The organism is Streptomyces sp. NPDC006365, assembly GCF_042870755.1.
GTDB lineage: Bacteria > Actinomycetota > Actinomycetes > Streptomycetales > Streptomycetaceae > Streptomyces > Streptomyces xiangluensis.
Genome location: NZ_JBIAHS010000005.1, coordinates 77617 through 99725, shown reverse-complemented (window position 1 = coordinate 99725; position 22109 = coordinate 77617). Strand labels below are relative to the sequence as shown.

Here is a 22109-nt window from a genome sequence, read left to right as displayed (position 1 = left end):
GAAGAGTCCGAAGAACCGGGAGAACTCCCTGACCCGTCGCCGGTTCGCCGCCTGCGTGGCCGTTCTCATGGGCACCCTCGCACTGCTGCTCGTCCCCGCGGGGACCGCGGCCGCGCACCCGCTCGGGAACTTCACCGTCAACCGGTACGACGGACTCGTCATCGGTCCCGAGAAGCTGCGGATCGACCATGTGGAGGACCTCGCGGAGATCCCGGCGACCCAGGCCAAGCCCCAGATCAAGGAGGCGGGCAAGGAGGGCTGGGTCCGGGAGCGGTGCGCGACGGCGGCCGGGAAGAGCCGGGTGACCGTGGACGGGCGCGAGGTCGCGCTGAAGGCCGGCGAGAGCCGTGTACGCGTGCGGCCCGGGCAGGCCGGACTCGATACGCTCCGGGTGGAGTGCCGTTGGACGGCGCCGCTGCCGGAGGGGGAGTTCTCCCTCGGCTTTCGCGCATCGGTCAACAGCGGACCCGGCTGGCGCGAGGTCACCGCTCGAGGCGACCGCATGACCCTCGCCTCCTCGGACGTCCCCACGAAGTCCGTGTCCCGCGAACTGACCAGCTACCCCGAGGAGTTGCTCCAGTCGCCGGAGAACACGGCGGCCGCGTCCCTGACGGCCCGCCCCGGCGGCCCCGCCCTCGATGAGGCGAACGAGGAGAACGCTGACGCCCCCGCCTCCTCCGTGCTGCCCCGCGGCGCCGACCGGTTCACCCGCGCCCTGGACGACCTGGTGGCCCGCCACGACCTGAGCACAGGCTTCGCGGCGCTGGCCCTGGTCATCGCGGTGGGCCTCGGCGCCATGCACGCGCTCGCGCCCGGTCACGGCAAGACACTGATGGCCGCGACAGCCGCGGCGCGCGGCGGCCGGGCCGGCCTGCGCGACGTACTGCCCCTGGCCGCGTCGGTGACGGTCACCCACACCCTGGGCGTGGTGGCGCTGGGCCTGCTGGTCACGGCCGGCTCGGCGGCGGCGCCCTCGGTGGTGACGTGGCTGGGCATCGCTAGCGGCCTCCTGGTGACGGCGGCGGGCCTGACACTCGTACGAAAGGCCTGGCGTGCCCGGGCCCACCGGCACGAGCACCCTCCCGGGCCCGACCATGAGCACAGCCATGGTCAGGAAGACGGCCACACTCACGACCACGACGCGCACGAGCACGGCGAGGCCGGCCACCACGGGCACGCCCACGAACACACCGAGCAGCACGAGCGCCCTCTCGTGCTCGCACACGCCCACGCGGACGCCGAAGCCCGCACCTCTGCGCACGGCCGAGCGTCGGCGCTCCTGGAAGCCCCCGCCCCCGGCGAACCCCACCCGACCGGACACCAGCACTCGCACGCCGATCAGCATGCTCAGGCCCATAGCCACGGCCACAAGCACGGACACGGACACGCACACGGGCACAAGCACGGACACGCACATGGCCACGAGCACAGCCACGCCAACCACACCCACACGCACACCCACGGCGGCTTCACCCACTCCCACGAGATCGCGCCCACCGTGCGCGGCACGATCCTGCTCGGCTTCGCCGGCGGGTTGGTGCCGAGCCCTTCTGCCGTCGTCGTCCTGGTGGGCGCCGCCGCGCTCGGCAAGGCCTGGTTCGGGTTCCTGCTCGTTCTCGCGTACGGCGTCGGACTCGCCCTGACGCTGACGGCGGCCGGGGTCGCCGTGGTCAAGCTGGGCAGCGGGGTCAGCCGTCTGCTGGAAAACGGCCCCCGCTGGACCGGCGGTCCGGTGGCCGCACTGGTGCGCAGGAACGTCGCCCTCGGATCTGCGTTCGTCGTCGTGGCCCTTGGGGCTGGATTGGTGCTCCAGGGGGCGGCAACCGCACTCGGTTGAGCTACTTTTGTTCAGAATGGTGCGGTTGCGAATGGGGGGCGTCCGTGTCGGAAGACGCACGCAGTGAACGGGTGATCGCGGGGCGCTACCGTCTGCTGTCCCCGCTCGGCGAGGGCGGGATGGGGACCGTCTGGCGCGCCCGCGACGAAGTGCTGCACCGCGAGGTCGCCGTCAAGGAGGTACGCGCCCCTGCCGGCCTGCCCGCTCCCGAGGTGGAGCGGATGTACGCGCGCCTGGAACGCGAGGCCTGGGCCGCGGCCCGGGTCGCGAACCGGAACGTGGTGACGGTGTACGACGTGGCCGTGGAGGAGGGCCGCCCCTGGATCGTGATGGAACTGGTCCGCGGCATCTCTCTCTACGATCTCCTGGACGCCGAGGGCCCGTTGGCGCCGCAGCGCACCGCGCACATCGGCGCCGAGGTGCTGGCCGCCCTGCGCGCCGCGCACGAGGCCGGGGTTCTGCACCGCGATGTGAAGCCCGGCAACGTACTGATGGCGAACGACGGCCGGGTCGTCCTCACCGACTTCGGCATCGCCATGGTCGAGGGAAGCTCCGCGCTCACCATGACCGGCGAGGTGATCGGCTCGCCGGAGTTCCTGGCTCCGGAGCGGGCACTGGGGCGCACGCCGGGTCCCGAGTCCGACCTGTGGTCGCTGGGCGTGCTGCTGTACGCGGCGGTCGAGGGCAACTCGCCGTTCCGCCAGGACACCCCGCTCAGCACTCTGCGTGCGGTCGTCGACGAGGAGCTGCCGCCGCCGCGCCGTGCGGGCCCGCTGGCCCCGGTCATCGAGGGCCTGTTGCGCAAGGACCCGGCCGAGCGGCTCTCCGGGGAGGCGGCCGAAGAGGACCTGCGCCTGATCGCCGCGGGCGGCACGCCTCGTACGACAGCCGCCGCCTACACGCCGACGGTCGCGGCCCTGCCTCAGCCGGCCTCGCCCGCACCGCACACCCCGCCCGCCGCCCCCATCGCGCCCCGTGCCCCGACCGCCACGACCACCACAGCGGAGCCCGGACACCCCCGGCGCGCCATGGTCGTCCTGATCGCGGGCCTGGTCGCCCTCGCCCTCGCCTTCGCGGGACTGACGTACGCCCTGCTCAATGACAACGGAGGGGGCGAAGAGAGCAGCAGCACCGGTGGCACCACGGGCGGAACCGGCGACGGCGGCTCCACCAACGGCGGCGGTGACAACGGCGGTACGGGCGGAGGGGGTGACGACGGCGGTACGACCACCAGCGAGACTTCGGGTACGAACGGCACCAACGGTGGCTCGACGGACGGCGGCCAGACGAGCTCTCCGCCTCCCCAAACCGTCGAAGTGTCGGTGTCGGGCTCCAACACGCAGTACAGCGGCACCTGTCCGCCGCCGGAAGCGGAGGCGCCCACGTTCACCGCCACGATCACGGTGGGCCGCGTCCCGGCAGAGGTCGACTACCGCTGGGTGACGCAGAGCGGCCAACCCTCGGATCCGGGCTGGAAGACGCTGTCGTTCTCCGGCGGCGACAAGTCCCAGCAGGTCAACCATGTCGAGACGAAGTACAACGACGACGGCGCCGGGACGTACGAGAACGAGATGAGCATCGAGGTCCGTAGCCCCGTGCACAAGACATCCGACCCGGTGGCGTTCTCGGTGACGTGTGAGACGGAGACCCCGACAACGGGCGGGGCCTCCCCTACGCCGTAAGCGGCGCGTCTCACTGCTCGGCGGTCAGGCCACGCTCTTGAGCACGGGCAGATAACCGCCGGCCTGTCCGGCCGCGTTCGGGTGGTACGACTCGCCGATGTTCAGCCAGTTGACGCTGTGCAGCCAGGAGCTGCCGGAGCAGATCTCGTGTCCGGTGAAGGTGGGCCGGACGTCGCCGAAGGTGAAGCCGTGGTCGGCGGCACGCTTCGCGATGGCGCTGTTCAGATAGTCGGCGGCGTTGTTGATCGCGGACCGTTCGCCCTCGGTCATGCCGACCACGCAGCTGCCGCTGAGCTTGTAGAAGCGTGGGTAGCCCAGGACGACCACATGGGCCGCCGGAGCCTTCGCGCTGATCGCCGAGTAGACGGAGTCGAGCCTGCCGGGCAGCGTCGAGTCGACGTACGCCTTCGCCGTGTTGATGCGGGCGACGCAGGCGCTCTCGGACTGAAGCACACAGGTCGTCATGACATCGGCGAAACCGGCGTCGTTGCCGCCGATGGTGATCGAGACGAGACCGGTGCCGGATCCGAGCGGGCCCAGCTGGCCCGCCACGACATCACCCGTACGAGCGCCCGAGCATGCCGTGAAGTGGAACGACGAGGGTGAGTTGGCGGCGGCCCAGAGGTGTGGGTACGCCTTCGTGCTGCGCTTGCAGTCGCCGCTGGAGCCGATGTAGCTGCCCGCGCCGACTCCGGAGGAGTAGGAGTCGCCGAGGGCCACATAGCCGGTCGCCGGGGCCTGTTCCGACGCTTGCGCCGCCGTGGCCCCGGTGAGGGCGAAAGCGGCGGCTAGGAGGAGTGAGGTCGTGTATGCCGTAAGTCGGGAACGTCGCATGGAACCTCCCTTTAGCAGGATCTCTGCCATAACTTGCGTACCACCGCACACAGTTGACGGGAAGTGTCCATGCCAATACTTTCCCGGACTTACTGGGAGTCACACCACGCGGACAGCCTGCGGAGACTCCATCCCGGTAGCGCCAACTCGCCCTGGGGAACGGCCAGTTAACGGAGGGTGCGCTTCCGTCTGCGGAACTCGTACTTGGCGCTTCCGCATCTTGACGTCCGGCTGCCCGCTGAGCGACATTGAAGCCCGGCATCCGGCGCTTCGGGGGGCAAAGACGCCAATGCAGACCTTGCGCAACAAGTCATCTTCATCAGAAGCATCCGCCACAGGCAGAGACGAGCTGATGCGGCAGGATCCGGGGAGGGACCTGTCGCCGCTGCTCGCGGGGGCCGCCGCGGCGATCGCGGGGGTCGGTGCGGTGCTGGCACTCACCGACATGGACTCACCTTTGCGTGCACCGTTCACGCTGTTCTTCCTGCTCGCCGCGCCTGGTACCGCGGTCGCAGCCGCTTTGCGCGGACTGGAACCGTTCGGCCGCATCGTGGCGTCTTTGTCAGCAGCGGTAGCGGTCAACATCCTGGTCGCCCAGGGCATGCTGGCGGTGCACCGGTGGTCGGTCCGGGGCGGAATCGCGGTCGTTGCCGCGCTCAGCTCCTTCATGCTCCTGCTGGTCCTGGTACGGCGCCTGCGCGGCCGTACGGTGAGTAGACAGGCTTCCTGACGTGGATATACGCGTGTACCGCCCCGGCGAACTGAGCGCCGCCGACCGGGTGGCGTGGTCGGCCCTGCAGTCGAAGGCCCACCTCAACGGCTCGCCCGAGCTGGCGAACCCGTTCCTGTCACCAGAGTTCGCGCTCGCGGTGGGGCGATGCCGGCGGGGCGTACGGATAGCGGTCGTCCGGGAGGACGGGGAACCCGCGGCCTTCTTCCCGTTCCAGCGGGGCGCGAGTGGCGTCGGCCGGGCGATAGGTCTCGGCGTCTCGGACTGCCAGGGCGTGGTCCACCGACCCGGCTTCAGCTGGGACGCGCGGGAGTTACTGCGGGCGTGCGGGCTCGCGGTGTGGGAGTTCGATCATCTGGCCGAGGGCCAGGGGCCGTTCGAGGCGGCGGCCACCGGCAGCTTCCCGTCCCCGGTCATGGACGTCGACCAGGGGTACGAGGCATATCTGAGCCAACTGCGCGCCCAGTCACCGAAGTTCACGAAGTCAACGCTCGCCAAGGAGCGCAAGCTCGGCCGGGACCACGGCGAGGTGCGCTATGTGCACGACGAGCGCGATCCCAAGGCGCTGCGCACGCTGATGGCGTGGAAGTCGGCGCAGTACCGCAGGACCGGACGCAGCGACCGCTTCGCGCATGACTGGATCACCCGGCTGGTGTCGCAGCTGTTCCACAGCCGCTCCGAGTCGTTCGCCGGGATCCTGTCGGTGCTCTACGTCGAGGGCAAGCCGATCGCCGCGCACTTCGGGTTGCGTTCCGAGCGCGTACTGGCGTGCTGGTTCCCTGCGTACGATCCGGAATTCTCCAAATACTCCCCCGGGCTTGTCCTGCATCTGCGGATGGCCGAGGCGGCAGCCGCCGACGGTATCGCCTATCTGGATCTGGGCCGGGGGCAGAAGGAATACAAGGACTCCCTGAAGACACGGGAAATCTTCGTGTCCGAAGGGCTGGTGACGCGTCGCCATCCGGTGGCGCTCGGGCACCGGGCGCGACGCGCTCCGGTCCGGGCGCTGCGGAATGCGGTGCTGGCGCGGCCGGAGTTGTTCGAGCCGGCTGACAAGCTCCTCAAACGGATGGGCAAAATCCGTTCGGGGAGCCGGGTAACGACCAGACCAAAGAAAATGTGAGGTCTCGTTGCAGGTCTTGCCATAACGTCACAATCGTCAATAACGTCATACGTCTTAATCCCGCATCGGTCCATCACCAAGCGGCTCTAGGGGAGGGCTCAAGGACCGCGATGGTTCCGGCGCGGGGCGCGGTAGGGGGGGTGCCGTGCCCGGTGTCCACACGTGGCTCTGTCCACAAGTGGTTCCGGGGCGCGTGCCGCGCGACCGGCTTATCCAGTCGGCCAGCTTTGCCAGCTCACCCGGCATGTACGGAGATACATTTCGGCATGCCGTAAGTGAGAACCCCCCTTTCGAACCGGACTAAAGAGCCGGACCGCCCAGGGGCGGGCGGTCCACCGGACGAGAGGGATCAGACTCATGAGTTCTTTTGTGCAGCCAGCGGTTTCAGGACAGGAACCGTCCAAGGCCGGTCAGTACCGGCCCATCTCTTCTCACCTGGCGATCACGCCACCGGTGAGTGTGGTGATTCCCGCCATGAACGAGGCGGAGAATCTTCCCTACGTATTCAAGACACTGCCGGCGTGGATCCACGAAGTGGTTCTCGTCGACGGAAATTCCACCGACAACACCGTCGAAGTGGCCCGCGAACTGTGGCCGGACGTCAAGGTGGTGAAGCAGATCGGAAAGGGCAAGGGAGATGCCCTGATCACCGGCTTCGCGGCCTCCACCGGCGACATCATCGTGATGGTCGACGCGGACGGCTCGGCCGACGGCAACGAGATCGTGTCGTATGTCTCCGCGCTGGTCTCCGGGGCGGACTTCGCGAAGGGTTCGCGGTTCGCCAACGGCGGCGGCACGGACGACATGACGCCCATCCGCAAGCTGGGCAACTGGGCGCTGTGCACGGTCGTCAACCGCAAGTTCGGCGCCCGCTACACCGACCTCTGCTACGGCTACAACGCGTTCTGGCGGCACTGCCTCGACAAGATCGACCTCGACTGCACCGGCTTCGAGGTGGAGACCCTGATGAACATCCGGGTGGTCAAGGCCGGGCTGAAGGTGCAGGAGATCCCGAGCCACGAGTATCTGCGGATCCACGGCGCCAGCAATCTTCGGGCCGTTCGGGACGGGCTGCGGGTGCTCAAGGTGATCCTCAAGGAGCGCTCCAACCGCCGTTCACTGCGCCGTGCGCACGCGTTGGCGCTGGGCACCACGCGAGGAGAGGTGTCTTGAGCACGATCGACATCTCGGTGGTGATCTGCGTCTACACCGAGGACCGCTGGGAGGACATCCTCGCGGCGGTCTCCTCGGTGCGGGCGCAGTCCCGGCCCGCTCTGGAGACGCTGCTGGTCGTGGACCACAACCAGGCGCTCCTGGACCGGCTTTCGAAAGAGTACAAGGAATACATGGAGACAGGGCAGGTGCGGGTGCTCGCCAACGCGGGCCCTCGCGGCCTGTCCGCGGGCCGCAACACCGGCATCGCGGTCTCCCGCGGTGAGGTCATCGCGTTCCTCGACGACGACGCCGTCGCCGAGCGCGACTGGCTTCATCACTTCGCCGAGGCATACACGGATCCGCGGGTGATGGCCGTCGGCGGGCGCACTTTTCCGATCTGGGCGTCGGGCCGGCGGCCTGCCTGGTTTCCTGAGGAGTTCGACTGGGTCGTCGGCTGTACGTACAAGGGGCTGCCGCCGGGGCGCGTACAGGTGCGGAACGTGCTGGGCGGCAACGCCTCGTTCCGCCGCAGCGCCTTCGACGTGGCGGGCGGCTTCGCGACCGGTATCGGACGTGATGGCGACAAGCGTCCGCTGGGCTGTGAGGAGACGGAGCTGTGCATCCGCCTCACCCGCGCCCAGCCGGACGCGATCCTGCTGATCGACGACCGCGCGGTGATCCACCACCGGGTACCCGAGGTGCGCGAGCACTTCGCCTACTTCCGCACCCGCACCTACGCGGAAGGCCTCTCGAAGGCCCTGGTCGCCCGAAGCGTGGGCGCCGACAAGGGCCTGGAGTCCGAGCGCCGCTACACCACACGCGTCCTCCCCGCAGGGGTCGCCCGGGGCCTGCGCGACGCCCTCCTCGCCCGTCCCGGCGGCGCGGGCCGGGCCGCCGCCATCGTCACCGGAGTGGTGACGGCAGCGGGCGGGTACGTACTCGGGAGCGTTCGGGCACGCAGGGGTGGCGCTACCTTCTCGGTGGTCGAGATAGAGGAAGGTCCCGGGCGCGAGGGGGCAGCAGCATGACAAAGGGACGCTTGCTGATGACGGCGCGCGGCGCGGCGACGCCCCGCGCCGGGCGCGGCCGCGCGGTCGGAGGTGGTTCGGTATGAACACCCCCGTGCCCATCCTCATGTACCACGCCGTCTCCACCGTTCCCAATGAGGCGACTCGGGCCCTGTCCGTCGCGCCGGAGGCGTTCGCCGAGCAGATGGCTCTGCTGGACGATCTCGGGTTCACGCCGGTCAACACCGCCCAGTTGGCGGACAGTTGGCGCTCGGAAAGGCCGCTTCCCGGGCGTCCCGTTCTCGTCACCTTCGACGACGGTTATGAAGGCGTGCACCGGCATGCGTTGCCCGTGCTCGCCAAGCACGGCTTCGCGGCCACGCTGTTCGTGTCGACGGGCTGGCTGCGCGGCTCGTACGACACCGGGGGTGGCCTGGACACGATGCTCGACTGGGACCAGGTCCGCGAACTCGCCGACGCGGACGTCGAGATCGGCGGCCACAGCCATACGCATCCGCAGCTCGACCAGCTCACGGACGAGGCGCTGTGGTTCGAGGTGCTGCGCTGCAAGGAGATCATCGCCGACGAACTCGGCACCCGCCCCGCCTCTTTCGCCTACCCCTACGGCTACTCCAGCCGCCGGGTGCGCCGCACGGTGCGCGAGGCGGGCTTCGCCCAGTCCCTCGCCGTAGGCAACCGCCTGGCGAACCGCCGCCAGGGTCCGTACGCCCTGCAACGCGTCACCGTGCGCCGCTCCACCCGCATCGAGGAGTTCGAGCGGCTGGTCGAAGGCCAGGCGATCGCCCGCACCTTCGCCAGGGACCATGCCCTCACCAAGGGGTACGCCATGGTCCGCAGAGCACGCCAGATCCGCCGGAAGGCCATCCGTTCCCGTGTCTGACACGACCACAGCCCAGCCCGACACGCCCATGACCGAGGCGCCCGAGAAGCAGTCCGGCCGCCGGCTGCGGCTGCGGCTGCCCGGACTGAGCAGGGGCTCCAAGGGATCCGGAGGCAGCCCGCTGTTCCGGAACGCTTACGCCCTGATGCTCAACACCGGGATCTCCGCCGTGCTCGGCCTCGGCTACTGGCTGGCCGCCGCCCGCTATTACACCGAGGACGCGGTCGGCCAGGGCTCCGCCGCGATCGCCGCGATGAAGCTCCTCGCGGGCCTCACGGCGGTGACGCTGACGGGCGCCCTCGCCCGGTTCATCCCGGTCGCGGGACGTGGCACCGGCCGCCTGATCTTCCGTACGTACGCGGGAAGTTCACTGGTCGTGGCGGTGGCGGCAGGCCTGTTCCTGCTGACGCTGGGCCTGTGGGGGTCCTCCTACCGCTTCCTGCACGATCCTCTGCACGCACTGGTGTTCGTGCTGGCGGTGGTCGCCTGGTCCGTGCTCACCCTCCAGGACGGGGTGCTGACGGGGCTGCGCAGCGCGGTGTGGGTGCCGGTGGGCAACACGGTGTTCTCGGCGGTCAAACTGGTGCTGCTGGTGCTGTTCGCCGCCGCGATCCCCACCATGGGCGTGTTCGTGTCCTGGGTCGCGGCCATCGCGGTGTCCGTGCTGCCGTTGGGCTGGCTAGTGTTCCGGCGACTGGTGCCCCGGCATGTGAAGGCGACCGAGGAGCACGCCGAGCCGCCGACGCTGAAGGAGATCGGCCGCTTCCTCGCGGGCGACTACACCGGCTCACTGTTCTCGCTCGCCGTGGTCTACCTCGTCCCGGTGATCGTCGCCGCGCAGGTCAGCTCGGCCGACAACGCGTATTTCTACATCGCGATCACCATCGGCGGCACCGTCAACCTGCTGGCCATCAACATGGGCGCCTCGCTCACCGTCGAGGGCTCGCACGACCCGGCTCGGCTCGCCGCGAACACCAGGGCCGCGCTGATCCGGATGGCGCGGATCATGCTGCCGGTGGGCGGGGTGCTGTTCTTCGGGGCGCCGTTCGTCCTGGGGGTGTTCGGCCAGGGATACGCGGACGCGGCGACCCCGTTGCTGCGCTGGTTCGCGGTCGGCGGGGTGCTGCGGGTCGTGATGGAGACGTACTTCGCGGTGCTGCGCGCGCAGAGCCGTACCGCCGGACTCGCGTGGCTGCAGGGCCTGTTGTGCGTGCTGGTGCTCGGCCTCACGGTCATTCTGCTTCCGACCATGGGCCTCACCGGTGCGGGCGTCGCGGAGGTCGCGGCCCTCGCGGTGATCGTGGCGATCGCCTCGCCCAGGCTGTACCGGATCGTCAGTACGGCGCCGCCCGCCGCCGTGCCCGAGGATGCGCCGCCGGACGGCGACCTGGCGGACCTGGGCGCCCGCGAGGTCCCCGCGCCGGCCGCGGGCGAGCCGAAGAAGGGCCGCGGCCCGGCCTGGGCGCAGCGGCTCGACCAGGACACCCTGGCGCTCGGCGTCCACCTCGACTTCGACCACCAGGAGCGGCGGCCGGACGTACGACCCGGGCCGGGGACGCCGCCCACCGGGACTGCGGTGAAGTGGCCCGTCCCACCGGACCAACGCCCGGAGCACGGGCAGGACCACGAACCGGACCACCGGCCGACCTGGGCGCTCAGGGCACCCCTCCAACTCCCCGCGCCTCGCTCCGAGCTGGGCCTGCCCGTCGAGGAACGGGAACCGGGCAGCGAGGCCTCCCTGGGACAGGCCGAAGCGAAACCCGAAGCCGAAGCAGGGGCCAACTCCGAAGCCACGGCTGAAGCAGAGCCCGAGTCCGAGTCCGAAGCCGCCTCCGAAGCAAAACCGGAGGCCGAGTCGGGGACAGCCGCGTCTGGGGCAGAGTCGGAGGCCGAGGCACCGTCCTCCGGCACCTCCGCGCTCGTACTCCGGAAACGCGGGACCGGTGCGCCGCCCGAACCGCCACCTGTCCCCTCCCCCTCCCCCGACCCGCCTTCTCCGTCCCCGTGGGAGCGGCTGCGCCCCACCCGCGTAGGCGTCGTCCTCGGCTGTCTGCTGATCGCCGCGCTCGTCCTGTACTGGGTGCCGGTGTTCGGCCTCGGCGAGCGGGATCTCGACCGGATGGGCGGGCTCGGCCTGGTCTCCGTCCTGCCCGTGCCCACGCTGATCGGGGCCGCCCTGCTGGTCACGGTGTTCGCCTCGCTGCTCTGGCGGAACCGCGAGTACCGCGGGCTGCTCCTGGTCACCCTGCTGGCCACCGTGGTGTCGCTGCACGCGCTGCCCGCGGTGATCGAGACGGAGCCGCGGTTCGCGACGGCCTGGCAGCACCTCGGGTTCCTGGAGTACATCGACCGGACCGGCTCGGCCGTGCCCGACCTGGACGCGCGCTGGAGCTGGCCGGGCTTCTTCGCGGCCGCCGCGTTCGTCGCGAAGGCCTGCGGGGTGAACGACCTCACCGAGGTCATCCGCTGGTGGCCGACGGCCATGCAACTCCTCTATCTGGCCCCGATGTTCCTGCTCGTACGCCATATGCGGGCGAGCTGGCGTGCCAAGTGGACCGGTGTGTGGATCTTCGTGCTCAGCGGCTGGGTGGGCCAGGACTACTTCTCACCGCAGGGCTTCACGTACCTGCTCTACATCGTCTTCGTGGCGATCCTGCTGGTGTGGTTCCGGGCGCCGCGCGTGCTGTGGACCACGCGGCGACCCGGCGAGCTGGAGGTCGAGCCCACCGACAGGCGCCAACGGGCCGTGCTGCTCATGGTGTTGATCGTCCTGTTCGCGGCGACTGTCCCGTCCCACCAGCTCACCCCGTTCGTGATGCTGGGCGTCCTCGCGGTCCTCGTCGTGGTCGGCCGCTCCGAACTGCGGGGACTGCCCATCCTGTTCGCCGTGATGGTCGCCGTCTGGGTGGGTTTCCTCGCCGAGCCGTACTGGCGGGGGCACTTCGACGAGCTGTTCGGCGGGCTCGGCGGCGTCGGCGGCAATGTGTCGTCGTCGGTCTCCGGCCGCATCGAGGGCGGCAGTTCGACCCACAAACTCGTGCTGTACGCGCGCGTGGCGCTCGCCGGCTCGGTGATGGCCCTCGCCTGCTGGGGCTGGTGGCGCCGACGCGACCACAAGTACCGCGAACGCTCGCTGCTCGTCCTCACCTTCGTGCCGTTCCTGGGCTTCGGCATGCAGTCGTACGGCGGCGAAATGGCACTGCGGGTCTTCATGTTCGCCCTGCCGGGCGCGGCCCTGCTCGCCGGACTCGCCCTCTTCCCGCGCACCGGGGTCACCGCGAAGGAGCGCGAGCGCGACCAGTTCAGCCTCGCTCCCCTCGCCGCCCTGATGGCGGGCCTCGTCCTGGTCGGCGGCTTCCTGGTGGCCCGCTGGGGCAACGAGCCCTTCGAGCGGGTCCGGCCGGGCGAGATCGCGGCCATGGACTTCGTGTACGAGCACGACAAGCCGACAGCGCGGCTGCTGTGGCTGAGCGACGACCCGGTCAACACCGTGACGCCCGCGATGCCCTGGGGCTCGAGGGACATGGAGAGGGTGGAGTACGTTCCGACGCTCGCGCCGCCCGATCCGGTGCTGGTGTCCGGCCTGGTCAAGTCGCTCAAGGACGCGGGCCCCAACTCGTTCCTCATGATCAACCGCAGCCAGGTGATCTCTCTCCAGATGGACGTGGGCTACTCGGCGAGCTGGGACTCCCGGCTCATCCGCAACCTCGACGAACGCAAGGAACTACGAAAGGTCTTCGTCAACGAGGACGCGACCGTGTACGCGCTGCGCGACCAGCCGGACAGCAGCGTCCCGAAGGCCGATCCCGGGCCCATCGGTCCTCAGGTGACCTGGACACCGTGGTCGGTCGTGGGCGGCCTCGCGGCGATCGCACTGCTCGTGCTGCTGACGACCCGCGAGGTGGTCCGGGTGGCCGTCCGGCCGAGCGTGCGGCAACTGCGGTGGCTTCAGAGCAGCTTCTGGTTCTCCCTGCCGCTGCTGGCGGTGCTGCTGGCTTCGCTGGTGCAGCGGTTCTTGACGATGGCGTAGGGAGTCGGGCGTAGAGGGGGCTGGTGCGTGAAGTGGCTCAGCGGGCCAGCCACTTCACCTCGTACGCGCCCAGGTCGAACCGCTGGCCGTCGACCTCGGTACTGATCTTCCGGTCCAGGGTGTTCACCACGAGGACCGCCTTGTCGTCGGCGAGGACCCGTACGTTCGGCGCGCTGCCGGCGGCGATGGACACCTGCTCGTACTCCGTGCCCGGCGGGAACTCCCTGTTGAAGCGGGAGAGGAGGTCGAGCATCGGCAGGGGCCTGCCGCCGTCGGCGCTGTCGGTGGGCGTCCACAGGCAGCCGGCGCAGTCGGAGCCCTTCTCGTTCTCGGGGTTCCAGTAGAAGGCGGAGGTGGTGCCGCCGCGGGCCATCGCGATCATTCCGGAGGCCTGGACGGCGCCGCGGCGGGCCTCGGACCAGTCGTCCCGCTCGTCGTCGGCGTCGGAGGGTTCGACGTAGTACTCGGCCCACCACAGCGGCAGATCGCCGGTCCGCTCGCGCACCCAGCGGCTGACGGCCGTGAACTTGTCGGTGGCGGCGAACTCGTCGGGCAGCAGCTCGTCGTCCTTGGTGTAGCTGGAGCCGTCCACGACGACGAAGTCCGCGCCCGCCTTGTTCTTGTTCCAGTAGTCGAAGGCGTCGAGGACCCGCTGGTCCATGGCGCCCCACGAGCCCTTCACCGTGGGCGAGGCATCTTCCTTCTGGCGCGGGTCGAGGCTGTCCATCACCAGGTAGGGGCCGCCGACCTGGATGTCTTCGTCGACAGCCTTGAGCGCCTTGTGGACCTGGTTGTAGAGCTCGGTGTAGCCCTCGTAGTCCCAGCGGGCCTCGGCGTCGTTCCAGAAGCCCTTGAACTCGTTCCAGACGATGAAGTGGCGTACGTCCGGATAGCGCTTGGCAACGGTCGCGGCGAGCGCGGCGTAGTCGTCGAAGTGCTCGGGCCGCGGGGCGGTCTCCAGGGCCTCCTGGCTCCAATTGGTATTGTCCGTACCGGACTTGCCGCCCTTCATCCAGTCCGGGGCGCAGCACAGGGTGACCACCGGAGTACCGCCCGACTCCCGGACGAAGTCGATACGCCGGTCCATGTCCTCGAAGTCGTAACGCCCCTTGACCGGCTCGGGATTGTCCGCACCCCAGCCCATGATGTGCTGGATCTGCGGCAGCGGCTGCTCACCGAGACGCTCCGCCACCCGCCGCGTGGCCGCGCCGCTGCCCTCGTCGGCGCTGAACTGGGTGTGGGTGAAGCCCCAGCCGACGTCCGGTCCCGCCTCCCCTGGAGGAACAGCGGGCGTGCCGTGCACCTTGTCGCCGTCACGGGTCGTACCGGCGGCGCTTCCGCCGTCCCCGGGCAGCGTGTTGATCAAGGTCAGCACCAGGGCCAGAGCCGCCGCGCCCACACCGAGCAACGCGGTGAGCCGCCACCGCCGTGCCCCCGAATTCCACCCATGACGTCCCATCAAGGACAACAGTAGTGGCGGGGGTGGCCGGTTGGGATGGGTTCGAGTGCACAGCCTCGTAACAGGTGGGAGGGGATACACGAGGAGGTCGGCGCACACCCGACACCCGGGCTCCGACACGGAAACCGCGTGCATGGGACGCGCGCGTGACGGATCATGGCGGCATGTCTGCGAACCCACACGACGCACTGCCGATCCGGCTCAACGTCGACGACAGCGATTCCCCGTCGGACGTCGTCGACGCGCTGTTCCTCGGCCGCTTCGCGACGGGCGAGCAGCCGCACTCGCACGCGGCGAACATCGACCGCGTACGGTCCGGGGCGACGCTGTTGCCGCCGGGGGCCACGGTGTTGCGGTCCGCCCGCGACGACGACCGCAGCTCCACACTCGCCGAGGGGGACGGCTGGACGCTGCTCATCTCGCGCTGGAACCGCGGTGCCGATGTCACGGTCACCGCGACCAGCGAGGAGCTGGCCGCCAAGGTGCTCGGCCAGGCCACGGACGGCGCGGAGGACGAGCCCGAGCCGCAGCCGGAGAACGTGACGATGGGCTTCTGGTACGTCTCGCCGAGGCGCGGCCCGCACCGTACGACCCGGCAGATCTCGGCGGGTACGTGGGAGGAGATCCGCCCGAACTACACGGCACCGGTCGCGGACGCGATGGACCGCCTGATGAAGACGACGCCGGAGGACATCGCGGGCCGCCTGCTCCTGCTGCACGGCCCGCCCGGTACGGGCAAGACGTCGGCGCTGCGCACCCTGGCCCGTTCCTGGCGCGACTGGTGCCAGGTCGACTGCGTGCTCGACCCGGAGCGCCTCTTCTCCGACGTCGGCTATCTGATGGACATCGCGATCGGCGAGGAGGACGGCACGGGCAAGAGCCGCTGGCGGCTGCTGTTGCTGGAGGACTGCGACGAGCTGATCCGCGGCGAGGCCAAACACACCGCGGGTCAGGCGCTGTCGCGCCTGCTCAACCTCACGGACGGCCTGCTCGGCCAGGGCCGCAACGTCCTGGTGGGCGTGACGACGAACGAGGACCTGGAGCGCCTCCACCCCGCAGTCGTCCGCCCCGGCCGCTGCCTGGCCCGCATCGAGATCGGCCCGCTGACCCACCGCGAGTCGGTGACCTGGCTGGGCAGGGAGGAAGGGATCGGCCGCGAAGGCGCGACGCTGGCCGAGTTGTACGCCCTGCGCCGGGGCACGTCGCCGACGTCGGTGCCGGGAGCTCGGGAGGGCGCGGACGCGGGGCTGTATCTGTAGGCCACGCTGAGCCTTCCCGGCTAATGCTTTGATGGGGTTATGACCCTTTTGGTGGGCACGTCCGGCTGGCAGTACAGGGACTGGCGAGGAGTCCTCTACCCGGCCGGACTGCCCACGCGGCTCTGGCTGGAGGAGTACGCGACGCGGTTCGCCACTCTGGAGATCAACAACGCCTTCTACCGGCTGCCGTCGCGGGAGACCTTCGAGTCCTGGCGGGACCGCACCCCACCGGACTTCGTCATCGCCGTCAAGGCGAGCCGCTTCCTGACCCACATCAAGCGCCTACGGGACCCCGAGGAGCCGGTACACCGCCTCATGACCCACGCCGCCGGCCTCGCCGACCGCCTGGGCCCGATCCTCCTCCAGCTCCCACCCACGCTGCGCGCCGACCCGGCCCTCCTCGACACCTGCCTGGCCTGCTTCCCACCCGGCACCCGGGTAGCCGTAGAACCCCGCCACGACTCCTGGTGGACCCCCGAGGTACGCGAGATCCTGGAGTCCAGGCACGCCGCACTGGTCTGGGCCGACGTCCTCTCCCGCCCGGTAACCCCGCTATGGCGCACCACGGACTGGGGCTACCTGCGCTTCCACGTGGGCCGAGCCCACCACTGGCCCCACTACGGCCGCCAGTCGCTGGCGACCTGGACTCACCGCATAGCAGCCACCTGGCCCGACAACCAGCAGGTCTACACGTACTTCAACAACGACCCACAGGCAGCAGCGGTCCAGGACGCCCTGCTCTTCGCCCGACTGGCAAGAGCGAGGGGCCTGACGGTGACACGAACGCCGCGACAACTGAGCGCCCAGTGAGGGACGGGACTCTGAGAGCGTGCGGCTCCGAGCAGCGCCCCGCAGAGGGCGCGGGGCTGTACCAATTTGCGGCTCCGCCGCGTGGGCACGACCAGCCGCAACGGACCCGCATCAGTCATACGGCCCTCCCCCCGGAGCGCCTACTCCCGGTCCCCGTAAACCGCGCGCAGCGCATCCCGTACGGCGTCAAGGGCCGCCCCCTCGGCGAGCCCGAGGCGGCGGACCCGCTCGGCATAAGCCCGAGCCGCGGACGCCGCCTCACGCTCAGCCGCCGAACCCGCGGACGCGACAAACGTTCCGTTACGGCCCCGCGTCTCAATCACCCCATCCGACTCCAACGCCCGATACGCCTTGGCAACCGTGTTCGCAGCGAGCCCCAGCGACTCGGCCAGCCCCCGTACGGTCGGCAGCCGATACCCCACCGGCAGCACACCAGCCCGCGCCTGCTCGGAAATCTGGGCGCGCACCTGCTCATAGGGCGCAACCCCCGCACCGTCATCGATGTCGATCTTCAACGTCACGAACCGATTGTCCCGCACCCCCGCAAAAATCAGAGGCACCCGACAACGCCCCCACGTAGCGTCAACGGCATGACAGTGATCGTCCGCGACTTCCGCCCTGCAGATGCCGAGGGCTTCGCCCTGATCCGGCAGCTGGCCCTCCCCTTCATGCTCTGCACGGCCGAGTCCATCGCCTACGACGTCGCGCACGCCCACCCGGACGCCCACTTCCGGCCCCTGGTCGCCGAGGAGGACGGCGAACTCATCGGCACGGCCCAGGTGGGGATCGCGTACGACAGCCCCCAGCCCGGCCAGGGCTACCTGAACGTGTACGTGCACCCGGAGCGCGAGCGCCGAGGCGCGGGCTCCCTGCTCGTGCGCACGGCAGAGGAGCACTTGGCCGCCGTCGGCGCGGCAAAGCTCTTCGCCTTCGTCACGGACACCTCCGCGAACCGCGCCTTCGCAGAAAAGCACGGCTATCGCGCGAGCCGCTCAGCGAAGTTTCTCCGCCTCGACCTGGCGCAGGCCACGCTGCCGCCCCGCCACCGCCTCCCGCAGGACGTCGAGCTCCGCACGGGCGCGGACTTCGCGGACGACCCACGCCCCCTGTTCGCCCTGGACGCCGAGACGCTGGCGGACGAACCGAGCGACATCGCGCACGAGTTCACCGACTACGAGGCCTGGCTCCGCGAAACCTGGCACCACCCCCTGCTCAGCCACGAGCTCACGTCGGTCGTGGTCGCCGACGGACGCCCCGCCGCCTTCAGCGCGGCCCGCACCGACGGCGGCACCAGGTACGGAACCGTGATGACCGGCACGGCCCGCGCCCACCGAGGCCGCGGCCTGGCCAAGCTCGCCAAGAACGACTCCCTGCACCGCGCCCGAGCCGCCGGCTGCACGGAGGCGTTCACGGGCAACGACGCCGGCAACGGCCCGATGCTCGCGATCAACAAGTGGTTCGGCTACGAAATCTGCGCCACGGAGGTGCACCATGTCCGCGAACTCGGCTGAATGCACTGCCCACTTGGACGTCGTCCTCGTCAAGGGCGGCCGTACGAAAATCCGTTACGCCGCCGAACTGCTCGCCGACGACGGCACTCGGATCACCGTCCGCGCCCCCTGGGCCGGAGACGTCGCCCGCGACTTCGGCTTCGTACGGTTCGAGTCCGGCGACATCTTCACCGAGTACTACTGGCGCGACCGCTGGTACGCGGTGAAGGAGGTCCGCGACTCCACCGGCACCCTCAAAGGCTGGTACACCGACATCACCCGCCCGGCCGTCCTCTCCGGCTCCGAACTGGTCGTAGAGGACCTCGACCTGGACCTCTGGCGCTCCGCGGACGGCAGGACCATACTGCGCCTGGACGAGGACGAATTCGCGGAGAGCGGTCTGCTGGAGACGGACCCCGACGCCGCAGCTGCCGCCGTGGCCGCCCTGGACGAGCTGGAATTCCTGGCCCGCGAGGGCGACTTCGAGGCGCTCCTCGCTTAGGCAGCGCGCCGGCGCACAGCTCAGACCATCGCCACCACCGCATACCGCTCGTCCTCCACCTCCTGCCCCCACAACAACGTCTCGTCCGACAACCGCTCCACGCGCACGTCCCGCATCAGCGGCGTCAGCAGTGCGGTCAGCCGGTCGGCGGATATCCCCACCGGGCTCACCGTCCCCCACAAACCCTCTATCAACACGAGCCGTCCGCCGGGACGGAGCAACCCGCGCCAGTTCCGCAGCACGCGCTCGGGATCGGGCAACGCCCACAGCACATGACGTACGAGCACGACGTCGAACCGCTGCTCGCCGACCGGCGGAGCCGCCGCGTCGCCGACGAGGAAGACGGCGTCACGGCCGGCCAGCTTGGCGCGGGCAAGGTCGACCATGCGGGGCGAGAGGTCGACGCCCGTGACCCGGTGGCGCTGCTCGGAGGCGAGGAGCGACAGGCTGCCGGTGCCGCAGCCCAGATCCAGTACGTCGGACGGGCCGCGTGGCAGCCAGCCGCGAAGGCGGGCCGACCAGGCCTCGCGCACGGCGGGGTCGCGCAGGCCGTGGTCCGGTTCGTCGTCGAAGGTGGCGGACTCGGCGTCCCAGTCGACGTCGGCCCATGTATCGCGCTCACCTTTGCTCGTCATGTGCCCAGAGTGACACCCGCCACTGACAGCGCCGGGCCCGAGCGTGACGACCGCCACTGAAACCGCAGGCCAGAGGGTGACCGCCGCCACAGACAGGGGGCCATCGATGAGTCACGCTCCCGGGAACGGTCTACCCATACAACCGCGATACCCGGTAGGCCCAAGGAGGCAGTCATGCGTCGTGTGACCCTGCAGAAGCCCCTCAAGAAGTCGGACTCCCGCCGTGTCCGGGAAGAGGCCGACGAACGCACCGCCGAGCGCCCAGAAGTCCGGAAAGACATCCAACGCACCTGGTGGCCGGACGGCTGACCCGTCCGGCCACCAGGTCTCCAACGCCGAAGCGATGAGAATCCTCAGGGCGCGATCCGCTTGCGGTAGTGGAGCCGGTCGTACGGCCCCTCCACGCGACGCTCCACGAGCTCGTACCCGTATCCGGGATAGAGCTTTTGGTTCTCCCACATCTTCGCGTTGGTGAAGAGCCGGACCTCGGCCAGTCCGAGCGCACGCGCGCGTCCGTCCACGAATGCGAGCAGCCGCCGCCCGATGCCCTGACCGTGGGCGTCCGGGTCGACGGCGATGGTGTCGAGGTACAGATGGTCCTCGTGGGCCTCCAGAACCAGGAGGCCCACGATCGGATCCCCGGTGACGTACACCCGCCCCGCCGCGATGTTCGCCGCGTGGTCCGCCTCCATCGGCACGGGTGCCAGCCCGATGCGCTCGATGTAGGGCTGGAACGCCGCGTCGATCACGGCCTTCACGGCGGGCTCGTCGCCGGCTTCGGCGAGGCGGATGTCGTCAGTCGTGCCTTCGGCCGTGCCAGGAGTCGGACCTGCGGTCATGCCTGAACGCTACGTCAGCGCACGACGCGTTTCTTCAGCGGTGGCCGGCCGGCAGCCATTCGTCCACACCGTGCGGTGTCGCTCGCGGCTCCCGGTCGTCGGCCCGTCACACCCCGGATGAGGCCTCGGCCTTGTCGTCCTTCTCGTCCGAGGTCAGGACTTTCACTTCGGACGTCTCGAGCGACCTGTTGCGGCGGACGGACGAGAGGAAGGATGCCGCGATCAGGAAGACACCGACCAGGCCGGTGATGATCTCGCTGATCTGGTGCTGGATGGTGATGAGCAGGATTGCGGCGAGGGCACCGATCGCGTAGTGGGCGCCGTGCTCAAGGTAGACGTAGTCGTCGAGGGTGCCCTGGCGGACCAGGTAGACCGTGAGCGACCGGACGTACATGGCGCCGATGCCGAGGCCGAGCGCCATCCAGAAAATGTGGTTGGTGATGGCGAAGGCGCCGATCACACCGTCGAAGGAGAAGGACGCGTCCAGGACCTCGAGGTACAGGAAGAGGAAGAACGCGGCCTTGCCGGCGAGGGCAACCGCTGAGACCGGCCTGCCCTCGGCCCTTGCCTTCTCCTCCTCCTCGTGTTCGTGTTCCTCCTCTTCCTCCAGCCTGTCCTCGAAGTATCCGGAGAGACCGCCGACCACGAGATAGGTGATCAGACCGGCGACGCCGGAGAGCAGTACCGTCGCCGACTTGTCCGCGTGGCCGGTGCTGATGTGCGCGTGGGTGGCGAAGGTCAGCGCCGAGAGCAGCAGCACGATGAGCGCGACGCAGACCGACAGCATGTCGACCTTGCCGAGCTTGGCGAGCGGGCGCTCCAGCCACCCGAACCACTTGATGTCCCTGTCCTCGAAGATGAAGTCAAGGAAGATCATCAGCAGGAACATACCGCCGAAGGCCGCGATCGCCGGGTGGGCGTCGGTGACCAGGTCCTCGTATCGGCCTGGTTCCTCGAGGGCGAGCTGCACCGCCTCGATGGGGCCGACCTCGGCGCTGATGGCGACGATCACGACCGGGAAGACCAGCCGCATACCGAACACCGCGATCAGAATGCCGATGCTGAGGAAGATCCTCTGCCAGAAGGCATTCATCTTCTTCAGGATTCCGGCATTGACGACCGCGTTGTCGAAGGACAGCGAGATCTCGAGGATCGACAGGATCAGTACGACCCCGAAGGCCTCCCAGCCCCACTGCCACGCGGCGAAGGCAAGACCGAGCGCCGTGACGGCGAACGACCAGCCGAATGTTCTGAAGATCATCCTTATCCCATACGGAGAGGGTGGGTACCGAGAGGGCTGAGAGCCCTGGGCTCAGGAAGCTGCGGACTCAGGAAGCTGCGGACTCAGGAAGCCGCGGGCTCGGGAAGCTCGGAGCAGGGGCCCCGGGCTCAGCAAGCTCGGAGCAGGGGCCCCGGGCTCAGGAAGCGGCCTTCACGGCGAGGACCGGGCAGCCGACCCCGAGCAGGATCTGCTGCGCGGCGGAGCCCATGATCAGCTTGCCGACCGCGCTTCGGCGCCGGAGCCCGATCACCACCAGGGACACATCGGCCTGCTCAGCCAGTTCGATGATCTCCTCGGCGGCGTCGCCTCCGCCGAGCACCTGGCGGATGTCGAACTCGATCTCCAGCGCGGCCAGGTCCTCGCGGACATGGGCCAGATCGGGCTCTTGTGCGAAACGCGGGTCCGCGTAGGAGTCACCGCGCGAGGTGTTCACCACCAGCATCTTCTCGCCGCGCAGGCGGGCCTCGTCGATCCCCGCGCGCAGCGCGGCCTCACCCTCGGGCGAGGGTACGTATCCGACCAGTACGGTCATGT

The 22109-nt window shown here is 69.6% G+C and carries 20 protein-coding genes; 13 read left to right on the top strand and 7 right to left on the bottom strand.

From position 1 onward, the window contains the following. Nucleotides 1-67 precede the first annotated feature (67 nt). Both ACFYO0_RS16455 and ACFYO0_RS16450 read left to right on the top strand, forming a co-directional pair. A complete protein-coding gene (locus ACFYO0_RS16455; protein ID WP_388676564.1) occupies nucleotides 68-1837 on the top strand; it encodes a sulfite exporter TauE/SafE family protein in 1770 nt (589 codons plus the stop codon). Between the two features lie 44 nt (nucleotides 1838-1881). Then, nucleotides 1882-3519, top strand: coding sequence for a serine/threonine-protein kinase (locus ACFYO0_RS16450; RefSeq protein ID WP_388675708.1), 1638 nt, complete (start codon nucleotides 1882-1884; stop codon nucleotides 3517-3519). Nucleotides 3520-3543: 24 nt separating this feature from the next. Here ACFYO0_RS16450 and ACFYO0_RS16445 read toward each other — a convergent pair whose 3' ends face one another. Next, a complete protein-coding gene (locus ACFYO0_RS16445) occupies nucleotides 3544-4353 on the bottom strand; it encodes an SGNH/GDSL hydrolase family protein (RefSeq protein WP_388675705.1) in 810 nt (269 codons plus the stop codon). Between the two features lie 352 nt (nucleotides 4354-4705). On the opposite strand from ACFYO0_RS16445, the gene ACFYO0_RS16440 reads away from it, so the two are divergent. The 6 genes from ACFYO0_RS16440 to ACFYO0_RS16415 all read left to right on the top strand — a co-directional run bounded on the left by ACFYO0_RS16440 (nucleotide 4706) and on the right by ACFYO0_RS16415 (nucleotide 13299). Then, nucleotides 4706-5083 (top strand): hypothetical protein, encoded by a 378-nt coding sequence (locus tag ACFYO0_RS16440; RefSeq protein ID WP_388675702.1) that lies wholly within the window; start codon nucleotides 4706-4708, stop codon nucleotides 5081-5083. Between the two features lies 1 nt (nucleotide 5084). Beyond that, a complete protein-coding gene (locus ACFYO0_RS16435) occupies nucleotides 5085-6206 on the top strand; it encodes a GNAT family N-acetyltransferase (protein ID WP_388675700.1) in 1122 nt (373 codons plus the stop codon). A 357-nt stretch (nucleotides 6207-6563) separates the two neighbouring features. Then, nucleotides 6564-7379, top strand: a complete 816-nt coding sequence (locus ACFYO0_RS16430) for a glycosyltransferase family 2 protein (RefSeq protein WP_388675697.1) — start codon at nucleotides 6564-6566, stop codon at nucleotides 7377-7379. Then, on the top strand, nucleotides 7376-8389 hold the full coding sequence (locus tag ACFYO0_RS16425; RefSeq protein ID WP_388675694.1) for a glycosyltransferase family 2 protein: 1014 nt from the start codon (nucleotides 7376-7378) through the stop codon (nucleotides 8387-8389). The genes ACFYO0_RS16430 and ACFYO0_RS16425 overlap by 4 nt, the downstream gene beginning before the upstream one ends. A gap of 82 nt (nucleotides 8390-8471) precedes the next feature. After that, entirely contained in the window at nucleotides 8472-9269 is a 798-nt protein-coding gene (locus ACFYO0_RS16420; protein WP_388675691.1) for a polysaccharide deacetylase family protein, read from the top strand. Beyond that, on the top strand, nucleotides 9262-13299 hold the full coding sequence (locus ACFYO0_RS16415) for a lipopolysaccharide biosynthesis protein (RefSeq protein WP_388675688.1): 4038 nt from the start codon (nucleotides 9262-9264) through the stop codon (nucleotides 13297-13299). Before ACFYO0_RS16420 ends, ACFYO0_RS16415 begins: the two co-directional genes overlap by 8 nt. Before the next feature lie 37 nt (nucleotides 13300-13336). On the opposite strand, the gene ACFYO0_RS16410 is transcribed toward ACFYO0_RS16415, so the two are convergent. After that, entirely contained in the window at nucleotides 13337-14758 is a 1422-nt protein-coding gene (locus ACFYO0_RS16410) for a xylan 1,4-beta-xylosidase (protein WP_388675685.1), read from the bottom strand. A 164-nt stretch (nucleotides 14759-14922) separates the two neighbouring features. On the opposite strand from ACFYO0_RS16410, the gene ACFYO0_RS16405 reads away from it, so the two are divergent. Both ACFYO0_RS16405 and ACFYO0_RS16400 read left to right on the top strand, forming a co-directional pair. After that, complete coding sequence (locus ACFYO0_RS16405) at nucleotides 14923-16017, top strand: DUF5925 domain-containing protein (protein ID WP_388675683.1); 1095 nt, start codon at nucleotides 14923-14925, stop codon at nucleotides 16015-16017. A gap of 39 nt (nucleotides 16018-16056) precedes the next feature. Continuing rightward, nucleotides 16057-16827 carry a DUF72 domain-containing protein gene (locus tag ACFYO0_RS16400; RefSeq protein ID WP_388675680.1) on the top strand — a complete coding sequence of 257 codons (771 nt, stop codon included), beginning with the start codon at nucleotides 16057-16059 and terminating at the stop codon, nucleotides 16825-16827. Between the two features lie 140 nt (nucleotides 16828-16967). Here ACFYO0_RS16400 and ACFYO0_RS16395 read toward each other — a convergent pair whose 3' ends face one another. Next, nucleotides 16968-17348: a GntR family transcriptional regulator gene (locus ACFYO0_RS16395; RefSeq protein ID WP_388675677.1), complete on the bottom strand. Its 381-nt coding sequence runs from the start codon at nucleotides 17346-17348 to the stop codon at nucleotides 16968-16970. A 69-nt stretch (nucleotides 17349-17417) separates the two neighbouring features. Here ACFYO0_RS16395 and ACFYO0_RS16390 point away from each other — a divergent pair, with 69 nt between their 5' ends. Continuing rightward, a complete protein-coding gene (locus tag ACFYO0_RS16390; RefSeq protein WP_388675675.1) occupies nucleotides 17418-18338 on the top strand; it encodes a GNAT family N-acetyltransferase in 921 nt (306 codons plus the stop codon). Further along, the gene (locus ACFYO0_RS16385; RefSeq protein ID WP_388675672.1) at nucleotides 18319-18819 is read left to right on the top strand and encodes a DUF402 domain-containing protein; all 501 of its coding nucleotides are present in this window, start codon (nucleotides 18319-18321) and stop codon (nucleotides 18817-18819) included. The genes ACFYO0_RS16390 and ACFYO0_RS16385 overlap by 20 nt, the downstream gene beginning before the upstream one ends. Nucleotides 18820-18839: 20 nt before the next feature. On the opposite strand, the gene ACFYO0_RS16380 is transcribed toward ACFYO0_RS16385, so the two are convergent. Further along, nucleotides 18840-19454, bottom strand: a complete 615-nt coding sequence (locus ACFYO0_RS16380) for a class I SAM-dependent methyltransferase (RefSeq protein ID WP_388675669.1) — start codon at nucleotides 19452-19454, stop codon at nucleotides 18840-18842. A 174-nt stretch (nucleotides 19455-19628) separates the two neighbouring features. Between ACFYO0_RS16380 and ACFYO0_RS16375 the strand changes: the two genes are divergently transcribed. Beyond that, the gene (locus tag ACFYO0_RS16375) at nucleotides 19629-19763 is read left to right on the top strand and encodes a hypothetical protein (RefSeq protein WP_388675667.1); all 135 of its coding nucleotides are present in this window, start codon (nucleotides 19629-19631) and stop codon (nucleotides 19761-19763) included. Nucleotides 19764-19807: 44 nt separating this feature from the next. On the opposite strand, the gene ACFYO0_RS16370 is transcribed toward ACFYO0_RS16375, so the two are convergent. The 3 genes from ACFYO0_RS16370 to ACFYO0_RS16360 all read right to left on the bottom strand — a co-directional run bounded on the left by ACFYO0_RS16370 (nucleotide 19808) and on the right by ACFYO0_RS16360 (nucleotide 22107). Beyond that, nucleotides 19808-20293, bottom strand: a complete 486-nt coding sequence (locus tag ACFYO0_RS16370; RefSeq protein ID WP_388675665.1) for a GNAT family N-acetyltransferase — start codon at nucleotides 20291-20293, stop codon at nucleotides 19808-19810. A gap of 106 nt (nucleotides 20294-20399) precedes the next feature. Further along, nucleotides 20400-21554, bottom strand: a complete 1155-nt coding sequence (locus ACFYO0_RS16365) for a DUF475 domain-containing protein (RefSeq protein ID WP_388675663.1) — start codon at nucleotides 21552-21554, stop codon at nucleotides 20400-20402. 157 nt (nucleotides 21555-21711) lie between these two features. Next, complete coding sequence (locus ACFYO0_RS16360; RefSeq protein WP_386344225.1) at nucleotides 21712-22107, bottom strand: universal stress protein; 396 nt, start codon at nucleotides 22105-22107, stop codon at nucleotides 21712-21714. Nucleotides 22108-22109: the final 2 nt, after the last annotated feature.